Here is an 18,126-nt window from a genome sequence, read left to right on the forward strand (position 1 = left end):
GGTCGCCCTTCGTGTTAGTACCGATAGAACGGGTGTCAAACCAGGCCGCGCGCCTGCTCTACCCATAGGGCAAGGGAATCCCAGGCTCGTCCGAAAAAGCCGGACTGTGCAACGCCACTTAGCGCTACGAGCGGCAATTCCAGCGGCTTGCCGTCAATGGTCACATGCAGAGTCGCCACTTTGCTATGCGCGGCGATCGGCGCGACCAGCGGCCCATTTGTGCTGATCTTGGGTACGCCGGCAATGCGCGCCGAGCGCGGCAGGGTCAGGTACACATCGTGCTCGAACCCCAGCTTCACGTCATCCTGCCGCCCTTTCCATACTCGCGGCGTGGCCACTACCTGCCCCTTGCCATACAGCTTGACGGTCTCGAAGTTCTGAAAGCCCCAATTCAACAACGTCAGGCTTTCCTGCGTACGGGCTTTGTCGGAGGGAGTGCCCAAAACGACGGACACAAGGCGGCGCTGCACCGAGCCTTCGGGCCGCAGCGCCGAGGCGATCATGCAATAACCCGCCGATTCGGTATGACCGGTTTTCAGGCCATCCACCGTGGGATCCAGCCACAACAGGCGATTGCGGTTGCGCTGGGTAATTTTGTCGTACGTGAATTGCCGGGTCGAATCGTAGCCCTTGTAGAGGACTGGAAAATCCTGAATCAGATGCCTGGATAGCACCGACAAATCGCGGGCACTGGAATACGTACCTGGATTGGGCAAACCGTTCGGATTGGCAAAATGCGTGCCATGCAAGCCCATGGCCTGGGCCGTCTGGTTCATTTGCGCGACGAATGCATTGACACTGCCGGAAGTTGCCTCGGCCAGGGCCACGGCGGCATCGTTGCCCGACTGCACCAACAGGCCATACAGCAACTGGTCGATGGTGACCTGCTTGCCGGGCTCCAGAAACATTTTCGAACTGCCCGGAGCGATGTCCCGGACGCTGCGCGACACGGTCACGACCTGCTGCTTGTCAAGCTTGTGCTCTTTGATGGCCTTGAACACCAGGTACGCCGTCATTATTTTGGTCAGCGAAGCGGGTTCAATGCGCTCGTCGGCATTCTGTTCGGCAATCACCGTGCCGCTTTGCGCGTCGAGCAGCAGCCACGCCTTGGCCGTCAAACTGGGAACCGGAACCGTCTGGGCTACGGCGCCCGTTGCAAAGCCCACGGCCACACACAAACTTACTATCAGTTTCTTCATGCGATTGCTTTTTTAGTCCTTCTTTTCTTGCTGCGGCGGCGCCAGCGGAAGTAGGCGGTACGATCGTCTTCCTCGCTCAGGCGCAAAGCCCGCACCTGCATCAAATCCTTGCGTGCGATCAAGCCTATCAACCGTCCGTTGGCACGATCGACAATAGGGATACGCCCCACACCCGACAACGCCATACGATCGGCAACCCTGCCAGTCATTTCATCGGGATAACCCAGCATCAGATCCTGATCCTGCATCACCTCCTGAAGTGTACTATCTTCGAGCTCCTTGTCGAGCGACCAGGCCAGGCTGTCGGCACGCGACACTAGGCCAAGAACGCGCTGATTTTCATCGACGACCGGGTAGCTGGTGTGGCGATGCTCGACCGTGGTAAAGAATGCGATTGTCTCAGCCACCGTCGTACTGGCCGGCAACGTTTTCACCGTCTTGGTCATGACGCTGCCCGCGCGCACCAGATCGAACGCATCGACATGATATTCACGCGTAATGTGATGGCCGTGGCGCGCAATTTTTTCAGTCAGGATGGACCGTTTCAGCAGAAGAACCGTCAGTCCGTAGGCGAACAGGCAGGCCGTCAATACAGGCAGCAAGACTTCGAAATTGCCAGTCAGCTCAACGGCGAACAAGGAAGACGTCAGGGGCGCACGCATGGTGCCGCCCATCATGGCGGCCATGCCGAGCAAGGCCCAGAACCCCGGATCGGCATGCGGCAGCCAGGGCGTTAGCAGTGCGCCAATAGCACCGCCGAAAATAAGCAAAGGGGCCAGGACCCCGCCGGACGTGCCCGAACCCAGGGCGACCGACCAGATAATGACCTTGACCACCAACAACAGCGCCACGGTGCGCATCGTCAGGTCATTGGCCAGCAAGTGGGTAATGTTGTCGTAGCCTACCCCCAAAGCCGCCGGCTCGATCAAACCGCCCAGACCGATGATCAACCCCCCCATGGCAGGCCACCACATCCAGTGTATGGGCAGCCTTTCAAAGAAGTCTTCGCAGGCGTACACAATGGCTGTCAGCAGCCCTGAACCCAAACCCGCTATGATGCCCATCAAGGCCCAGGCCAGGACATGGTGCACGGAAACCGTAACCCCTCCGGCATACGGGAAAATGGGGGCGGTACCCATGACCAGCGGACGTATGGCAGCCGCCACGATCGAAGCGACGGCCACGGGCAGGAAACTGCGCGGCTTCCATTCGAACAGCAAAAGCTCTACCGCGAGAAGAATCGCCGCAATCGGCGTGCCGAATATGGCGGTCATCCCTGCCGCGGCACCAGCCACCAGCAAGGTTTTCCGCTCGCTGGATGTCATGTGTATAAGCTGAGCCAATAAAGAGCCGATCGCCCCGCCCGTCATGATGATCGGGCCTTCGGCGCCAAACGGCCCGCCCGACCCAATGGAAATGGCCGACGACAAAGGCTTGAGCACGGCCACTTTGGGAGAGATGCGGCTCTTGCCTATGAGAATGGCCTCCATGGCTTCCGGAATACCGTGGCCGCGAATCTTTTCGGAGCCATAGCGGGCCATGAGACCTATGATCAGGCAGCCTATTACAGGCACGAATGCGACATACCAACCAAAAGGGGTGCCTGAAATAGGCAGGTGTTCGAAAGAAAAACGGCCGTAATAGGCGATATCGGTGCACAGCGCAATCAGCTTGATGAGCACCCATGCGGAGGCCATACCGAATATGCCCACCAGCACCGCCATCCCCATCAACAGTAAAACGCGTTTATCGGTAGTGAAGTCACCCAGTTCTGGCGGCGTCGCGGCGGCACCCTGAGGCAAAGCTTTAGGGGAAGACATTAAAAAAGGTCCTGCGGATAGGCAATGAAGAAAGGAATAAGGACTCGCATACGCCGCATCGGTAAACGGGTCTAGTAGTGCGGGAAGCCGACTGATTTATATCGTATCACGATATAAATCAGTATTTCAAACCTTCAAAGCGATTTTCTTCTGGAAAACCCTTAACTGTCGCGTTCGTGCGACGGTGCTTCTTCGCGTTCAGGATAAAGACGCCGCAGGGTGGGCGGTGCTGTGTAGTCCGGCACGTCCAGCGGTCGTGGTGCTACGCACCCCGACTGCCCGGGTCTGCCTCGTCCAGGCGGGCGTCGGGCGAACTCGCCCGGCCTCGCGAGGCCGGGCTCAGACAGCGCCCGCCGAAGGCCCCCGCCTTCCCTTCGTCAGCACCCGGCGCTGGACTACCGCCGGACTACACAGCACCGCCCACCCTGCGGCTTGCGTTGAGGCAATGCATCGAGAGATACGTTGGGGTTATGCACCGAGAGAAACGTTCAGGCCATGGACCGAGATATACGTTGGGCCGGCAAGCTCATTCCAGGCAAGCCATAACGCGAGCCGTCTATCGGGGCTTGGGGTCAGGACCGGCGTAAGGCGTGCGCCGGATTTAGCTCGGCAAGGCGGGGGTAGTCGGCGGGCGCTGTCTGAACGGAGCCTCGCGCAGTGTGCGAGGCGCAGTGAGTTCGCCCGACGCCCGCCTTGACGAGCTAAATCCGGATGAAGCACGCCGTGCCGGCCCTGACCCCAAGCCCCGATAGACGGCGTCTTCAAATACCTATCCTCCACCAAATCCCGTAACCACTCGAGTGCCATAAACAACGCAAACCAAAAATGCCTTAATTATCGAAATGCTTCAGCAGTCCCGCCAACAGCGGCCGTATGGCACGCAATTCTTCCAGATGGGCAGCCGACAAATCGGCCAGCTTATGTTCAGCCAGCGGGGTCAAGGACACCCGTACACGGCGCCGGTCGGATAAATCGCGCAACCGCTCGACCAACCCCATGCGTACCAAGCGGCCCACCAGTTCGACCGCGCTGTGGTGACGTATCATCAGGCGTTCGGCAATGTCACCCACGCTGGGGGCTTCGGGCATCGCCTTGATGGCCAGCAAGGCCTGATGCTGTTGCGGCGCCAGCCCTTCCGATACCGCTGCAGTTTCACTGAAAACAATGAAACGCCGCAGAGCATATCTGAAGGTAGCCAACGTCTTGTAGTCATCGCTGTTGAGTTGACGCACGGCATCAAGGGCGCGGATATTGGAAGTAGTCACTCGACGATTCTAAACCATCAACCCTTGATTCCGGTGCAATGTCATTTACACCAGATTGCAGCGCACGGTAATCGGATGCGTGCGCAAAGCGGAAATCACGACATCGTCGACGGTGCCCTCGACGTCGGAAATCACATAGCCGATCTGGCCGCGCGTCTGTAATTGCTGGCTCACAATATTCAGGCCATGCTCCGCCATCATATTGCTCAAAGTGCCCAACGCACCGGGTAGATTACGGTGAACATGCAGAATGCGCGCCGACCCGGCAGCTTCCTGGTAGGGAATCTCGGGAAAATTGACCGCGCCTTTCGATGTCCCACTCTGCAAAAAGCGCACCAGCTTCTCGGCAACCTCGCGGCCTATGTTTTCCTGCGACTCCTGAGTGCTGCCGCCGATATGCGGCGTCAGAATCACATTATTCATCCCGATCAGCGGGCTGGCCAGGGGCTCGTCGACGCTTTTTGGTTCGGCAGGAAAAACATCCAGCGCGGCTCCAGAAAGGTGCCCGCTGGCCAAGGCGGCATGCAAGGCATCAATGTCCACAACCGTGCCGCGTGACGCATTGATCAATATGGCTCCCGCCTTCATGGCCGCCAAAGCCGCCGCGTCGATAATATCTTTGGTGCCGCGCCCGCCCGGCACATGCAAAGTCACGACATCGGACTGGGCCAGCAAGGCTTCCAGCGTGGTGCAGGCGCGCGCATTGCCCAAAGGCAGTTTGGCTTCGATATCGTGAAACACCACGCGCATGCCGGCCGTTTCAGCCAGGGTACCCACCTGCGACCCGATATTGCCGTAACCGACGATCCCCAGGGTTTTACCGCGCGCCTCAAACGCACCGGCCGCCGACTTATCCCAGTGCCCCTGGTGTACCCGGGCATTTTTTTCGGGAATGCGGCGCAACAGCAAAATAGCCTCGGCCAACACCAGTTCGGCTACCGAACGTGTATTCGAAAATGGCGCATTGAAAACCGGCATGCCATGCAGCATGGCTGTTTCGAGATCGACCTGATTGGTGCCTATGCAAAAACAGCCCACGGCACGCAAATCGGGCAAATCCGACAGCAGGGCTGCGTCAAGATGCGTGCGGGAACGAATCCCTACCACTTGTGCGCCCGCCAGGGCTTGACGCAAATGGTCGGGCGGCAGGGCCGAGGCATGCGCCGTGATATCGCTCAAGCCGGCAGCGGCAAAAACCTCTCTGGCACTAGGGTGAATATTTTCAAACAGGACGATGCGGGTCATAGACATTCCAGGCAAACAACAAATAACTATTGTGCCGCATCATTTACGTAGAAACCCTTACACCCCTGTTACGTGTAAGGGTTAAATCGGTCTCGCCCATGCCTTTTATATTGACCCGGCATATACGGCATAGCACACTGGCTTTTATGGATGATCCAGTGCAAACCAGTAGTAATACTCGCTGCTGCATAGTCGGAGGCGGCCCGGCCGGCATGATGCTGGGGCTGCTGCTGGCGCGTGCGGGGGTTGCCGTCACAGTCCTTGAAAAACACGGCGACTTCCTGCGCGATTTTCGCGGCGATACCGTGCATCCGTCCACTCTTGATATCCTTTCCGAACTCGGTCTGAAAAAGCGTTTCGATGCATTGCCGCAACACCGTGTCACCGGAATCGAAGGTTTATTTGCCGACGGCATCCACGCACTAGGCGATTTCCGTGGTCTGAAGCCATTCCCTTATATGGCCCTGGTGCCTCAATGGGACCTGCTGACACTGCTTGCCGACGAGGCCGAACGATATCCCAACTTCACCCTGCGCATGCGCTGCGAGGCCACCGAGCTCATACGCCGGGAAGACACGGGCCGTGTGGCGGGAGTTATCACCCATACTCCCGAAGGTCCGCTGCATATCGGCGCCGATCTGGTCATAGGCTGCGACGGCCGTCATTCACGCCTGCGAAATGCGGCGGGGCTGCGGCCCCGCGATCTGGGATCTCCCATGGACGTGCTTTGGTTTCGCCTGCCGCGACACGCCACGGACCCCGACGGGACCTATGGCGTCCCGGGACGCGGCACCCTCCTGGTCCTGCTCAATCGCACTGACTACTGGCAAATTGCCTGCGTCATCCCCAAAGGTGGCGCCGCACAGCTGCGTGAACGGCCCATTGCCGAATTCCAGGCACGCATTGCGCGGCGTGTCGATTTCCTGGGCGATCGGGTCAATTCCATTGCGTCATGGGACGATATCAAGCTGCTGGAAGTCCGTGTCGATCGGCTGCCTCAGTGGCATTGCCCGGGCCTGCTGCTGATCGGCGATGCGGCGCACGCGATGTCGCCGATAGGCGGGGTCGGCATCAATCTGGCCATACAAGATGCCGTGGCTGCCGCAAACCTCCTTGCGCCGGTGCTTCTCGCACCCGGCCTGCCCGATGAAGCGACACTGGCCGCCGTACAGCAGCGCCGCCTCCTGCCCACCAAAATCATCCAGGCGATCCAGATTTTTCTGCAACGCAGAATCATTGCCCGCGTGCTGGCCGCCCACGACGACGGCAAACTGGTGGCACTGCCCGGCGCGGCGCGGTTTCTACTGCGATTCCGATTGATCCGTTCGATTCCCGCGCGCGTATTCGGCGTGGGTTTCCGCCGCGAACATATTGATTCGCCCTAAGCCGTCATTGCTTACCCGACATCGGCAAATGTCCGCTGTCAAAATCAGGCCAGCGCCAGCAATGTCCTTCCCGATGTGCCGCCCTGCACCTGGCGCTCACAATGCTCAAGAAGGCCATCCAGCGACACCTCGCGCACATGAGCGCGCAACACGGAAAAATCGGGCTTCCAGTCGGATGCCAGCCTGGCCCACAAACGTTTTCGCACATCGCGAGGAGCATTCGCCTGTATGCCCAGCATGGTCACATTGCGCAATATGAAAGGCAGCACATTGCCGGAAAAAGCGTTGTCCGCCGCATTTCCCACCGAGGCCAGCACACCATCGTTCTGCAAAGAACGCAACATCCAGGACAGTGTCGAACCGCCCACATTATCGATGGCGGCTGCAAAGCGAGGCTCCTCCACAGGCCGCCGGGCGTCGTCAAACGACGCCTCAATAACCTCGTCGGCGCCAAGCGCCCGCAATGCCTGGGAGTTGCCCAGGTTGCGCGTCAGCGCCGCCACCCGATAACCCGCACGCTTGAGGATGCCAATGGCCATGATTCCCACGGCGCCTGTGCTTCCGCTGACCGCCACCAGGCCTGATTCGGGCGACACGCCCATGCGCTCAAAGCGCTCCAGCGCCAGCGCGCACGTAAAAGCAGGCACGCCCAATATGGCAATTTCATGCGCGCTCAAGCCCACCGGCAGCAACATGGCATGCGCGGCGGGCACCCGGACGATTTCTGAAAACCCGCCGTCGTACTCAATACCCGTCTGGAATCCATGCACCAGCACGGTCGAACCCGGCCCTATTCCCGGCGCATCTCCTTCCAGCACCTCTCCCACCAGCTCGATGCCGGCAATGCGCGGCGAACCGGTCAAAATGCGCGCCTTGCCGGTTACGGCCAGACTGTCCTTGTAGTTGATCCCACTCCAGCGCGCGCGCACAATCAATTCGCCCGGGGTCAGGTCGTTCACCCCCAAGGCTTCGACACGGCTTTCGACGCCGCGATCGCGGCGATATGTACGCAGGCCGCGAAAACGTGGAGCAAGAGGGGACGGCATGGCATGTTTCTCGGGAGTGGAAGAGGCTCAAGCTGACCATGAAAGCCGGCTCCTGTCCAGACGGCGTGCCGCAGTGCGAAACATCGATTTACCTGGCACGGCAATCTGCGCATCATTAGGCCTTTCGTTCCATCCAGGACCACCTTCATGAGCAGACTCTTTCAGGACCACTACAACGATGCCCTGTCGCAGGACGAACAGCAATGGCTGCATCGTGTGCGTGAACTCTGCGTCGACACCATTGGTCCCGGCGCGGCCGAAACGGCCCGCAACGACACCTTTGCCTGGAACACATTTCGCCTGCTGGCCGATGCGGGCATCCTGGCCACCGCATTTCCCCGACAATATGGCGGCAGCGATGCGCGGCAACAACTCAGGATCAGGCTGATCGAAGAACTGGGTCGGGTTTGCAGTGCCGCGGCATCGATGGTGACCGGTGCGGACCTCTCCGCGCGGGCCATCGTCGCCGGCGCCTCCGGCGAGGTCAAGCAGGAACTCATCCCCTCGCTGTGCACCGGCCGGATCCAGGCGGCCTTCGCCCTGACGGAACCCGGCGCCGGCTCCGATGTACGCGGCCTGCAAAGCGTGGCCGTCGCCACCAACAGCGGCTATGTGGTCAGCGGACGCAAAAAATTCATTACACGCGCCAGCACCTCGGACTGGCTGGTCGTGGTGGCACGTTGCCGCCGGACTGCAACGTCCGGGCAAAAAGACGAGGAACCCCTGGTGGCCCTGCTGATTCCGTGCAACGCCCCCGGCGTGCGCATCGGTCCCGAAACGGGCAAGCTGGGCTGGTACGGCGTACCCATCAGCGAAATCGAACTGGACCAGGTAAGTGTTGCCGAACGCTGGCGCCTGGGCGCCGAAGGCGAAGGTTTTTCCCTGGCACAGGATGCCTTGGTCCGGGCTCGACTAGGCCATGCTTCGATGGCGCTAGGCCGCGCCATCGGCGCCGTCGAAATTGCCGCGACGTACTGCAATGATCGCGAGGTTTTTGGCAAACGGCTCGGCAGCCATCAAGGCGTACAGTGGATGCTGGCCGACATGGTCACACAGATAGAAGCCTCGCGCGCTCTGCTCGCCAATGCGGCCGCCGCTTACGACCGGGGCGATCCACAGTCGCACATCCAGGCATCCATGGCCAAATTGCACGCAACAGACCTGGGCATGCGGGTCGTGACCGACGCGCTGCAACTGACAGGTGGGCGCGGCTACCTGCAGGATTTTCCCTTGGAGCGCTTTTTCCGCGACGCCAAGCTGAATCAAATTGGCGAGGGTTCAAGCGAAGTGCATAAAACCGTCATCGGACGAGACGTCGTACGCCGCGCCCGGGAGTCAGATCGTCATCCCTGCCTGGATGCAAACAGGCTAGCCACAGACTGGTAAATCGCCATCAGATCACACCTTCTCTGCGCAGGTCCTCCAGCTCCGCCGAATCAAGACCGAACTCGCCATAGACCTCGGCGTTATGTTCGCCCACTCCGGGACCGGACCTCGGGGCCGGCGCAGGACGGCCCTTCACACGCGGCACCACGCACGGCGCCGGAATCGATCCCAGATCGGGATCGTCCAGCCGAATAACCGCTTCGCGCGCAATGAACTGCGGATCTTGAAGAATATCGACGATGTTGTAGGTCTTGCTATAAGGCACGCCAACCGCATCCAGCGCCGTCACAATGACCGCGTAGGGCTGGGCGCCGAACCAGCCCGACAATAAATCATCCAGTTCGGAGCAGTGGGCCACCCTCTCGATATTGGTGCGAAAGCGCTCATCCTCGGCCAGTCCGGGCTGGCCTATCGCCGCACACAATCGCTGGAAGATCACGTCGGACGACGCCACCAGTGAGAAATGCACCCCATCGACGCTGCGATACATATTCGATGGCGCGGTATAGCTGGCCAGGTTCCCATTGCGGGAGCGCACCAGCCCTTGCTGTTCGTACTCCACCGCCAGAGGATCCATCATCCTGAACAAGGCCTCGGTTGCCGACAAATCAATTTCCGCCCCGGCCGATTCAGGGTCGGCGCGCAAGCGCGCGACTTCGGCGGCGATCGAGAAAGCGCCGAACAGTCCCGCTACGACATCGCCCACCGGAAAATTCATGTGCATGGGCGCACCGCCCGCCTCCCCTGCCAGATTCGTAAAGCCGCTCATCGCTTCGAAGATGCGGGCAAATCCCGGCCGGCTGCGATAAGGTCCGCTCTGGCCAAATCCGGTGAGCCGCAAGACGATCAGCCGTGGATTGGCCGCCAACAGGGTCGCGAAATCCAGCCCCCAGCGCTCCAGGGTGCCCGACCGAAAATTCTCGACAAGCACATCGAATCCGCTCAACATCTTCAACAACAGCATTTTTCCGCGAGGTTTACGCACATCGAGGGTAATGCCGCGCTTGCCTCGATTGGATACCTTCCAGTAGAGCGGTATTCCATTTTTTACAGGCGCCAGCTTGCGCATGGGATCGCTGCCATCGGGCAATTCCAGCTTCACCACGTCGGCGCCCAGGTCGGCGCACAAAGTCGCAGCGAATGGCGCCGCCAGCACCGTGGCCATATCGAGGATACGCACACCGCTCAAAGCACCGCTCATTTTGCCAACAGGTTTGTCATTCAATTGCTTCTCCGTATAAAACCACGCCATCGACGGCATGACTTGACAGGGTTATGCCACGGAACAAACATCAAGCTCAATCACCATTTTGCACAGCGAAACAAGTGCCGCAATAGATTGATTCGACGCGAAGGCCAGCCATATCATGACTTCATCAAAAACCAATTCACCCAGGCACGTGCAGACATCCACCGCCGATATCGATCGCAGCAAGCCACACACCGCCGACACCGAACAGGCTCAAACGCCTATTGCCGGCTTGGTGGATGCAAGCGACTTGCTCGCCGATCGCCAGTTCGCCATCAACCTCGCCCGGGGGCTGGATGTGCTGCGGGCTTTCACGCCCAACGAGCCCATGCTGGGCAACAGGGAAATCTCCGACCGCACCAAGCTGCCCAAGGCGACCGTCTCCCGCCTCACGTATACGCTGACCATGCTGGGCTATCTGAGCCACACCGAGAAATTCCACAAATACCGCCTCGGCTCCGGGGTATTGTCGCTGGGATACCCCCTGCTGGCCAGCATGCGTATCCGCCAGGTCGCCCGGCCGTTCATGGAACAGATAGCGCGCGAAACCGGCTGCACCGTCAATTTGGGCATGCGGGACCGGTTGAATGTGGTGTATGTGGACACTTGCCGCGTCGATCAGGGCAATATCTATCAGCCCGATATCGGCAGCACGCGACCGCTGCTTTCCACCTCGATCGGACGCGCGCTGATTCTGGGGGCTCCGCCCCCCGAGCGCATCGCTATCCTGAACCGTCTGAAGGTCGATGATCCGGAGCGGTTCGCAAGCGAAAAAGCGTATCTGGATGCCGACGAAAAAACATTCCGCACCCTGGGCTACTGCCACAGTCACGGCGACTGGCGCAAGGAAATACATGCGATTTCCGTGCCCTTGCGCCGCGCCAATCACGACGACGAAGGCATAGCCATCAACTGCACCATGTCGGTATATCGCCTGCAAGACGGCATGCTGGAGCGCGAAGTCGCGCCACGCTTGCTGGAAGCCGCATTGCGCATCGAACAACAATCCTGTGGCTTGTATTAAAGGAACACACATGATGAATCCCGCGCCCATCAACGAACTGCTGACCGCGCTATATCGGTTCATTGTGGACGAATGCATTCCGATCGAAGAAACCGTCGACCGCCATGACGAAATTCCGGAAACCATCGTGCAGCGCATGCGCGAGCTGGGCCTGTTCGGCCACAGCATCCCGAAAGCCTACGGCGGCGGCGGCCTGAACACCGAAGAACTGGCACGGGTCAACATGGTCGTATCCCAGGCTGCGCCCGCATTTCGGGCCCGCTTTGGCGGCAACACAGGCATCGCTTCCGAATCGCTGGTGGTCGATGGCACTCCCGAGCAAAAAACACGCTATTTGCCCAGCCTTGCCGATGGCTCGGTCACCGGATGCTTTGCCCTGACCGAACCCGGGGCCGGCTCGGACGCCACGGCCCTGGCTACCACCGCCAAACTCGACGGCGACCACTACATAGTGAATGGCACAAAGTGCTATATCACCAATGCGCCACTGGCAAACCTGTTTACCGTATTTGCCCGCACCGACCCCGACGCTCCCGGAGCAAAAGGCATTTCGGCATTCCTGATCGAACGCGGGACTCCCGGGCTGCGCACCGGGCCAGCCTATCGAAAAATGGGCCAGCATGGTTCGCCGGTGGGAGAGGTATTCCTGGAAAACTGCAGGGTTCATGCCTCCGCCATTGTCGGCGGAGTTCCCGGCCAGGGGTTCCGCACCGCAATGAAGGCATTGAACAAGCAACGCATCAATCTGGCGGGCCTTTGCGTGGGGCCCGCGATCCGACTCATCGACGAAATGAAAAAACGGGCCCGTGATCGACAACAGTTCGGCCAACCCATCGCCAACTTCCAATTGGTACAGCAGTTCATTGCCGAAAGCTGCACCGAAGTGCATGCCGCCCGCGCACTTGTTTTACAAACCGCCCGCCAGCGCGACCAGGAGCAGGACGTAACCATGGAGGCATCCATGTGCAAGCTGTTCGCCTCGGAAATGTGCGGGCGCGTGGCCGATCGGGCCGTACAGATATTCGGAGGCGGCGGATATATCGCCGACAACATCGCCGAGCGCATGTATCGCGACGTGCGCCTGTTCCGTCTATATGAAGGCACCAGCCAGATTCATCAATTGAATATCGCACGTTTGATGATGGCGCGCGACTTTGACCATCCCGAATTCAATATGCAGCATCAAACCCTAGCCTGAACCCAAGCTCTTTCCCTACACACAAGCAGACGGCGCACAGACCGCAACCCGAAAAAACCAGGAGACTACACCATGAAATTTACCCGATCACTGATGATGGGGGCGCTTGCCTTTGCCCTGCCCTTCGCCCACAGCGCGAGCGCCGCCGGAAAATATCCGGATCACGCCATACACATGATTGTGCCCTTCAGTGCGGGAGGGATCGTCGACTCGCTGGCACGCATCGTCGCCGAGCCCCTGTCCAAACGGCTGGGCCAAGCCGTGATTGTCGAAAACAAGGCGGGTGCCGGAGGCGCGATCGGCACCGAGTACGTCGCCAGATCGGCGCCCGACGGCTATACCTTGCTGGTCGTCAGCCCAGGGCATGCCGTTCAACCGCTGTTGAACAAATCCGCCCGATGGAATCCCACGCGCGACTTCCGCGGCATTGCGGAAGCCGGCATCGTGCCCAATATTATTGTCGTCCCCTCCGCCAGCCCCATCAAGACGCTGCCCGAGCTGATTGCCGCAGCCAAGGCAAAACCCGGCGAGATTACGTACGGCACGGCCGGCATAGGCACTTCAAACCACCTGTCGGGCGAATTGCTGGCCCAAATGGCGGGAGTAAAGCTGGTTCAGGTACCTTACAAAGGGCAACCGGAGGCCTTGAACGACCTGCTTACAGGCCGGCTCTCGATGATGCCTCTAACCACGGCCCTGGCCGTTCCGCACATTCGCGACGGCAAGCTGCGCGCGCTCGCGGTGACAACGCGCGCCAAATCATCGACTCTTCCGAAGCTGCTCACCGTAGCAACCGCCGCCAACCTGCCTGATTACGACGTAGGCACCTGGTTCGGATTCGTCGCTCCCGCGAAAATCCCCGATGCCGTGCAACAGCAGCTATCCAAGGACATCGTTGCCATTCTCAAGACACCGGAAGTCGTCAAGCGTCTGCAGGGATTGGGGATGGAAATGGACCCGCAGGACGGGCAGCATTTCGACCAATACGTGGCGGCCGAATACAAAAAATGGTCCGACGTCCTCAACAAAGCCGGCCTGGCCGTCCACTGACCATGGCCCTACCGACAAACGCCCTATGCCGGCGCCTGGGCATCCGCTACCCGATCTTCGGTTTTTCCCACTCGCCCGAAGTCATCCTTGAAATTGCCCGGGCGGGCGGATTCGGTGTGCTCGGGCTGGCGCGCGAAGTGCCCGACGAAGTACCGGGAATCATCGCACGGCTGGAGGAGCGGCTTCAGGGCTTGCCATATGGAGTGGATCTGATGCTTCCGCAGAATGTCCCGGCCACCGGCGATATCGAGACCTTGCGCAATGCCATACCGCCGGCTCATAAAGAATTCGTATCGGCGCTCACCGGCCGGTTCGGGCTGCCGGCCGCCAGCAAGCCCGGATTCTTCACCCAGCAAGTACGCAGCGAAACACTTTTCAAGCACCAAATAGAACAGGTTCTGAATTGCAAGGCCACCGCCGTGGCCACCGCCATAGGCATTCGTGCCGACCTGATCGCCCGCGCCAAGGCGGCCGGTAAATTCACTATTTCGCTGGTCGGATCGGCGCGGCACGCGCGCAAGGCTCTCGACCTGGGTGTCGACGCCCTGGTGGCTCAGGGATACGACGCGGGCGGCCATACCGGACTGGTGGGCACTTTCTCGTTGATACCGCAAATAGTACAGATCGCCGGCGACCGGCCCGTGCTGGCGGCCGGCGGAATCGCCACAGGCGGCCAGGTCGTGGCATCCCTGGCCATGGGTGCGCAGGGCGCCTGGCTGGGAACGCTATGGATGGCTGCAAGCGAAAACCATACGCCGCCCGCGCTGCTGCGCAGGCTTATTGCCGGAAACAGCGAAGACACCGTCATCACGCGCGCCCACAGCGGCAAGCCGTGCCGGGTGATACGCAGCGATTGGATCGACGCCTGGAACGCCAAGGACGCCCCCGAACCGCTGCCCATGCCAATGCAGCAGGCACTCACAGGCGATGCATTCACGGCCATGCACGAGCTCGACAACGACTCACTCATCTACGAAGCGGCCGGGCAAAGCGTATTCGGCATCACAGAACCCACCACCGTGGCACGGCAAATGCGGCAACTGATTGCCGAGGCCGAAACATCCCTGCAGGCCTTGCATGCTTGAAAAACCTCTGGATGGATATCGGGTTGTCGAGTTTGCCACGGTGGGAGGCATTCCGTTTTGCGGACTCATTCTTGCGCAACTGGGCGCCGAAGTACGGCAGATTCGCAACCCCCGAATGCCCGAGCTCGGCATACCGGTACCGCCCGAAGCCGACATGGGACGCTGGCGGCGCCACATCGTCGAGCTGGACCTGAAAACATCCGAAGGCTGCGAAGCAGCGGTTCGCCTGATCGATGACGCCGACGTGCTGATCGAAGGGTTCAGGCCGGGCGTAATGGAAAAGCTGAATCTGGGTCCCGCCGCATGCCTGGCAAGGCGACCGGGCCTGATCTACGGACGAATGACAGGCTGGGGGCAGCAAGGCCCCTGGGCGGATCGGGCCGGACACGACATCAACTTCATCGCGATGAGCGGCGCCCTGCATGCCATGGGCTCTTCCGAAGGACCGCCCATGGTCCCGCTGAACCTGGTAGGCGACCTGGCCGGCGGCGCCCTGTATCTGGCACTGGCCATCAATGCCGCCCTGCTGCAACGCGAGCGCTCCGGCCTGGGCGGCGTCATCGACGCGGCGATGATGGACGGAGCCACCCATATGCTCAGCGGTATCTACGGACGACTGGGCGCCGGCATCTGGCGGGATCGGCCTGCCGCCAATGTCATCGACGGCGGCGTGCCATGGTATCGCTGCTATCGATGCGCGGACGGCGGCTGGATGGCCGCGGGAGCCATTGAAGCCAGGTTCTACCGCATTTTTGTCGAAGCCCTGGGGCTGTCGCCGGACACCCTGCCCGACCGTGATCAGCGGGCGCATTGGCCAGCGCTTGAGAAAATATTCACGGAGCGGTTTGCGTCCAGGCCTCGATCCCACTGGGAGTCCGTGTTCGAACCTCTGGATGCCTGTGTAACGCCGGTACTTTCATTATCCGAGGCCAGCCGGCACCCGCAGCAAGCCGCGCGCAATCGGTTCGAAAACCTGCAAGACGGCACACCGGTTCCACGCTGGACCTGGCTGGCCGGCCAATAGATCAGGCCTTGACGGCGGACGGCCGCCAGGGTCGTCCCTGCTTCAGATTTTCTTCACATACTGGCTTGGCGGAAACCCCATGGATTTCTTGAACATGGTGGAAAACGACGATGGGCTTTCATAGCCCATGTCCAGAGCAATAGTCGTTATGCTCTGCCCCAGCGACAGGCGCGACAGCGCCGCAAAAACACAAGCCTGCTGCCGCCAGCTGCTGAAGGTCATGCCTGTATTGAGCAGAAAACGGCGATAAAACGTGCGTTCGCTGATATGCAGTTGCCGCGCCCATTCCTGCGGCGTGGCGGACTGGCTCGGCGCCTTGTAGAACGCCTGGCATAGCCTGGCCAACTGCGGATCCTTGGGCATGGGCAAATGCAAAGGCACCACAGGTTGAAGGCAAGCCTCCAGCAACAGCATTTTCATCAACAGCTCATCGCGCGAATCCGGCTCGTAAAGCAGCGGCACATTGATGGATTCCCGGATCAATTCCCTTAAAAACGCGGGCACCTCTATAACCTGGCATTTCCGGGGAGGATCGCCCAAGGCCGAGATCCTGAAATACAGGCTGTGCGTGACGACATTGTTCATGGTCAATTGGTGCGGCACACCCGCGGGAATCCAGACGGCAAAACCCGGCGGCACGATCCAGGTGCCGAATTTCGTGTCCAGCTGCATGGTGCCGGTGGCGCCATAAAGCAGCTGTATGCGCCGATGCGAATGCGCGTCGACGATCTGTCCGCCGGGATACCAGGACTCCATGGCGATGACATCGCGGTCCGCGTCCTCTACCAGGTCGATGGGTCTGGGCATTGCGTATGGCCGAAATTCAATGAAGTTTGTCTTATATTATAAAGACAGTCATGACCAGCATGCTTATATTTCATCAATCGGCATTCAATATCCACTGTTTTCAAAAGCGGAACACCAGAGCATGAACCCAGCAGCGGCCCCAACCATCAACACAGCCAAGACAGACAGAGTTGCGTATGGCGTACTGAGTGCGATCAGCGTCTCGCACCTGCTCAACGACATGATGCAGTCGGTGCTGCTGGCGATCTATCCGGTCCTCAAGGGAAACTTCAACCTGAGTTTTGCCCAGATCGGGATCATTACCCTGGCCTTTCAGTTTTCATCGTCCCTGCTGCAACCCATTATCGGCCTGTTCACCGACAAGCGGCCCCAGCCTTTCTCATTGCCCACGGCAATGGGCTTTACGTTCATGGGCCTGCTCCTGCTGTCGCAGGCCTGGGACTTCCCCAGCGTGGTTGCGGCCGCCGCACTGATAGGCATGGGCTCATCCGTCTTCCATCCCGAATCCTCCCGCGTAGCGCGCATGGCCTCGGCGGGCCAGCACGGCTTGGCACAGTCCATCTTCCAGGTCGGCGGAAACCTGGGCTCGTCCCTGGGCCCCTTGCTGGCTGCGCTGATCATCGTGCCTTTCGGTCAGCGCAGCGTGGCCTGGTTCTCACTGGCCGCGCTGCTGGCCATGCTCATCCTGTACCAAGTCAGCCGCTGGTATAAATTCCACCTGACCAGTGTCCGCGGACGCGCAAGCCTGAGCAAAACCGACACAGGCCTGACACGCAAGCAGGTGATACGCGCGCTGGTGGTGCTGCTGGTACTGGTCTTTTCCAAGTACTTCTACCTTGCGGGCCTGAACAGTTATTTCACCTTCTATCTGATGCACCGCTTCGGGGTATCCATTCAGTACGCCCAGTATTGCCTGTTCGTCTTTTTGTTTGCCGTGGCGCTGGGCACGATCGTGGGCGGCCCGGTGGGCGACCACATAGGCCGCAAGCGCGTGATCTGGGGCTCCATTTTGGGCGCCGCACCCTTTGCATTGATGCTGCCCTACGCCAGCCTGTTCTGGACACTCGTACTGGTTTTTGTTATTGGCCTTGTGATTGCGTCGGCCTTCTCCGCCATTCTGGTCTACGCCCAGGAACTGGTGCCGGGCAAGACAGGCACGATTTCAGGCCTGTTTTTCGGCCTGGCATTCGGAATGGCCGGCATAGGCGCCGCGGCATTGGGCAACCTGGCCGACGCCACCAGCATCGAGTACGTCTATCACGTATGCTCGTTCTTGCCTCTGCTGGGTGTTACGGCGTTTTTATTGCCCAATATGAAGCATCGCACCGCCAAGGCCTGATAGC

Annotated in this window: 15 protein-coding genes; 8 read left to right on the top strand and 7 right to left on the bottom strand. The window is 60.0% G+C overall.

The features are described from left to right. Window positions 1-35 precede the first annotated feature (35 nt). The 4 genes from LSG25_RS11240 to serA all read right to left on the bottom strand — a co-directional run bounded on the left by LSG25_RS11240 (window position 36) and on the right by serA (window position 5,529). Complete coding sequence (locus LSG25_RS11240) at window positions 36-1,199, bottom strand: D-alanyl-D-alanine carboxypeptidase family protein (RefSeq protein WP_232741021.1); 1,164 nt, start codon at window positions 1,197-1,199, stop codon at window positions 36-38. After that, window positions 1,196-3,019 (bottom strand): chloride channel protein, encoded by a 1,824-nt coding sequence (locus LSG25_RS11245; RefSeq protein ID WP_232741022.1) that lies wholly within the window; start codon window positions 3,017-3,019, stop codon window positions 1,196-1,198. Before LSG25_RS11245 ends, LSG25_RS11240 begins: the two co-directional genes overlap by 4 nt. An 830-nt stretch (window positions 3,020-3,849) precedes the next feature. Next, a complete protein-coding gene (locus LSG25_RS11250) occupies window positions 3,850-4,284 on the bottom strand; it encodes a helix-turn-helix domain-containing protein (protein ID WP_232741023.1) in 435 nt (144 codons plus the stop codon). A gap of 45 nt (window positions 4,285-4,329) precedes the next feature. Then, complete coding sequence (gene serA, locus LSG25_RS11255; RefSeq protein WP_232741024.1) at window positions 4,330-5,529, bottom strand: phosphoglycerate dehydrogenase; 1,200 nt, start codon at window positions 5,527-5,529, stop codon at window positions 4,330-4,332. 158 nt (window positions 5,530-5,687) lie between these two features. On the opposite strand from serA, the gene LSG25_RS11260 reads away from it, so the two are divergent. Further along, window positions 5,688-6,914 carry an FAD-dependent oxidoreductase gene (locus tag LSG25_RS11260; protein WP_232741025.1) on the top strand — a complete coding sequence of 409 codons (1,227 nt, stop codon included), beginning with the start codon at window positions 5,688-5,690 and terminating at the stop codon, window positions 6,912-6,914. Between the two features lie 44 nt (window positions 6,915-6,958). Here LSG25_RS11260 and LSG25_RS11265 read toward each other — a convergent pair whose 3' ends face one another. Continuing rightward, window positions 6,959-7,960, bottom strand: a complete 1,002-nt coding sequence (locus tag LSG25_RS11265) for a YhdH/YhfP family quinone oxidoreductase (RefSeq protein ID WP_232741026.1) — start codon at window positions 7,958-7,960, stop codon at window positions 6,959-6,961. 147 nt (window positions 7,961-8,107) lie between these two features. Here LSG25_RS11265 and LSG25_RS11270 point away from each other — a divergent pair, with 147 nt between their 5' ends. Next, on the top strand, window positions 8,108-9,346 hold the full coding sequence (locus tag LSG25_RS11270) for an acyl-CoA dehydrogenase family protein (RefSeq protein ID WP_232741027.1): 1,239 nt from the start codon (window positions 8,108-8,110) through the stop codon (window positions 9,344-9,346). A gap of 7 nt (window positions 9,347-9,353) precedes the next feature. On the opposite strand, the gene LSG25_RS11275 is transcribed toward LSG25_RS11270, so the two are convergent. After that, window positions 9,354-10,598: a CaiB/BaiF CoA transferase family protein gene (locus LSG25_RS11275; protein WP_370636008.1), complete on the bottom strand. Its 1,245-nt coding sequence runs from the start codon at window positions 10,596-10,598 to the stop codon at window positions 9,354-9,356. A 115-nt stretch (window positions 10,599-10,713) separates the two neighbouring features. Between LSG25_RS11275 and LSG25_RS11280 the strand changes: the two genes are divergently transcribed. The 5 genes from LSG25_RS11280 (at window position 10,714) to LSG25_RS11300 (ending at window position 15,976) form a co-directional block, all read left to right on the top strand. Continuing rightward, window positions 10,714-11,619, top strand: coding sequence for an IclR family transcriptional regulator (locus tag LSG25_RS11280; protein WP_232741028.1), 906 nt, complete (start codon window positions 10,714-10,716; stop codon window positions 11,617-11,619). A 10-nt stretch (window positions 11,620-11,629) separates the two neighbouring features. Next, the gene (locus LSG25_RS11285; RefSeq protein ID WP_232741029.1) at window positions 11,630-12,817 is read left to right on the top strand and encodes an acyl-CoA dehydrogenase family protein; all 1,188 of its coding nucleotides are present in this window, start codon (window positions 11,630-11,632) and stop codon (window positions 12,815-12,817) included. Window positions 12,818-12,889: 72 nt separating this feature from the next. After that, entirely contained in the window at window positions 12,890-13,867 is a 978-nt protein-coding gene (locus LSG25_RS11290; protein ID WP_232741030.1) for a tripartite tricarboxylate transporter substrate binding protein, read from the top strand. 2 nt (window positions 13,868-13,869) lie between these two features. Beyond that, a complete protein-coding gene (locus tag LSG25_RS11295; protein WP_232741031.1) occupies window positions 13,870-14,952 on the top strand; it encodes a nitronate monooxygenase family protein in 1,083 nt (360 codons plus the stop codon). Continuing rightward, a complete protein-coding gene (locus tag LSG25_RS11300; protein WP_232741032.1) occupies window positions 14,945-15,976 on the top strand; it encodes a CaiB/BaiF CoA-transferase family protein in 1,032 nt (343 codons plus the stop codon). Before LSG25_RS11295 ends, LSG25_RS11300 begins: the two co-directional genes overlap by 8 nt. Window positions 15,977-16,018: 42 nt before the next feature. Here the strand turns inward: LSG25_RS11300 and LSG25_RS11305 are convergent, their stop codons facing one another. Then, on the bottom strand, window positions 16,019-16,783 hold the full coding sequence (locus tag LSG25_RS11305; protein ID WP_232741033.1) for a helix-turn-helix domain-containing protein: 765 nt from the start codon (window positions 16,781-16,783) through the stop codon (window positions 16,019-16,021). 121 nt (window positions 16,784-16,904) lie between these two features. On the opposite strand from LSG25_RS11305, the gene LSG25_RS11310 reads away from it, so the two are divergent. Beyond that, the gene (locus LSG25_RS11310; protein WP_232741034.1) at window positions 16,905-18,122 is read left to right on the top strand and encodes an MFS transporter; all 1,218 of its coding nucleotides are present in this window, start codon (window positions 16,905-16,907) and stop codon (window positions 18,120-18,122) included. Window positions 18,123-18,126 lie beyond the last annotated feature (4 nt).

It is taken from the genome of Paralcaligenes sp. KSB-10 (genome assembly GCF_021266465.1).
In the GTDB taxonomy this organism is placed as follows: Bacteria; Pseudomonadota; Gammaproteobacteria; order Burkholderiales; family Burkholderiaceae_B.

What these genes read in the sequence shown, in the direction of transcription:
- LSG25_RS11300 (WP_232741032.1), top strand. Translation starts at nt 14,945, where the DNA reads ATGCTTGAAAAACCTCTGGATGGATATCGGGTTGTCGAGTTTGCCACG.
- LSG25_RS11275 (WP_370636008.1), bottom strand. Translation starts at nt 10,598, where the DNA reads ATGGCGTGGTTTTATACGGAGAAGCAATTGAATGACAAACCTGTTGGC.
- LSG25_RS11280 (WP_232741028.1), top strand. Translation starts at nt 10,714, where the DNA reads ATGACTTCATCAAAAACCAATTCACCCAGGCACGTGCAGACATCCACC.
- LSG25_RS11265 (WP_232741026.1), bottom strand. Translation starts at nt 7,960, where the DNA reads ATGCCGTCCCCTCTTGCTCCACGTTTTCGCGGCCTGCGTACATATCGC.
- LSG25_RS11285 (WP_232741029.1), top strand. Translation starts at nt 11,630, where the DNA reads ATGATGAATCCCGCGCCCATCAACGAACTGCTGACCGCGCTATATCGG.
- LSG25_RS11305 (WP_232741033.1), bottom strand. Translation starts at nt 16,783, where the DNA reads ATGCCCAGACCCATCGACCTGGTAGAGGACGCGGACCGCGATGTCATC.
- LSG25_RS11295 (WP_232741031.1), top strand. Translation starts at nt 13,870, where the DNA reads ATGGCCCTACCGACAAACGCCCTATGCCGGCGCCTGGGCATCCGCTAC.
- LSG25_RS11310 (WP_232741034.1), top strand. Translation starts at nt 16,905, where the DNA reads ATGAACCCAGCAGCGGCCCCAACCATCAACACAGCCAAGACAGACAGA.
- serA (WP_232741024.1), bottom strand. Translation starts at nt 5,529, where the DNA reads ATGACCCGCATCGTCCTGTTTGAAAATATTCACCCTAGTGCCAGAGAG.
- LSG25_RS11240 (WP_232741021.1), bottom strand. Translation starts at nt 1,199, where the DNA reads ATGAAGAAACTGATAGTAAGTTTGTGTGTGGCCGTGGGCTTTGCAACG.
- LSG25_RS11245 (WP_232741022.1), bottom strand. Translation starts at nt 3,019, where the DNA reads ATGTCTTCCCCTAAAGCTTTGCCTCAGGGTGCCGCCGCGACGCCGCCA.
- LSG25_RS11270 (WP_232741027.1), top strand. Translation starts at nt 8,108, where the DNA reads ATGAGCAGACTCTTTCAGGACCACTACAACGATGCCCTGTCGCAGGAC.
- LSG25_RS11290 (WP_232741030.1), top strand. Translation starts at nt 12,890, where the DNA reads ATGAAATTTACCCGATCACTGATGATGGGGGCGCTTGCCTTTGCCCTG.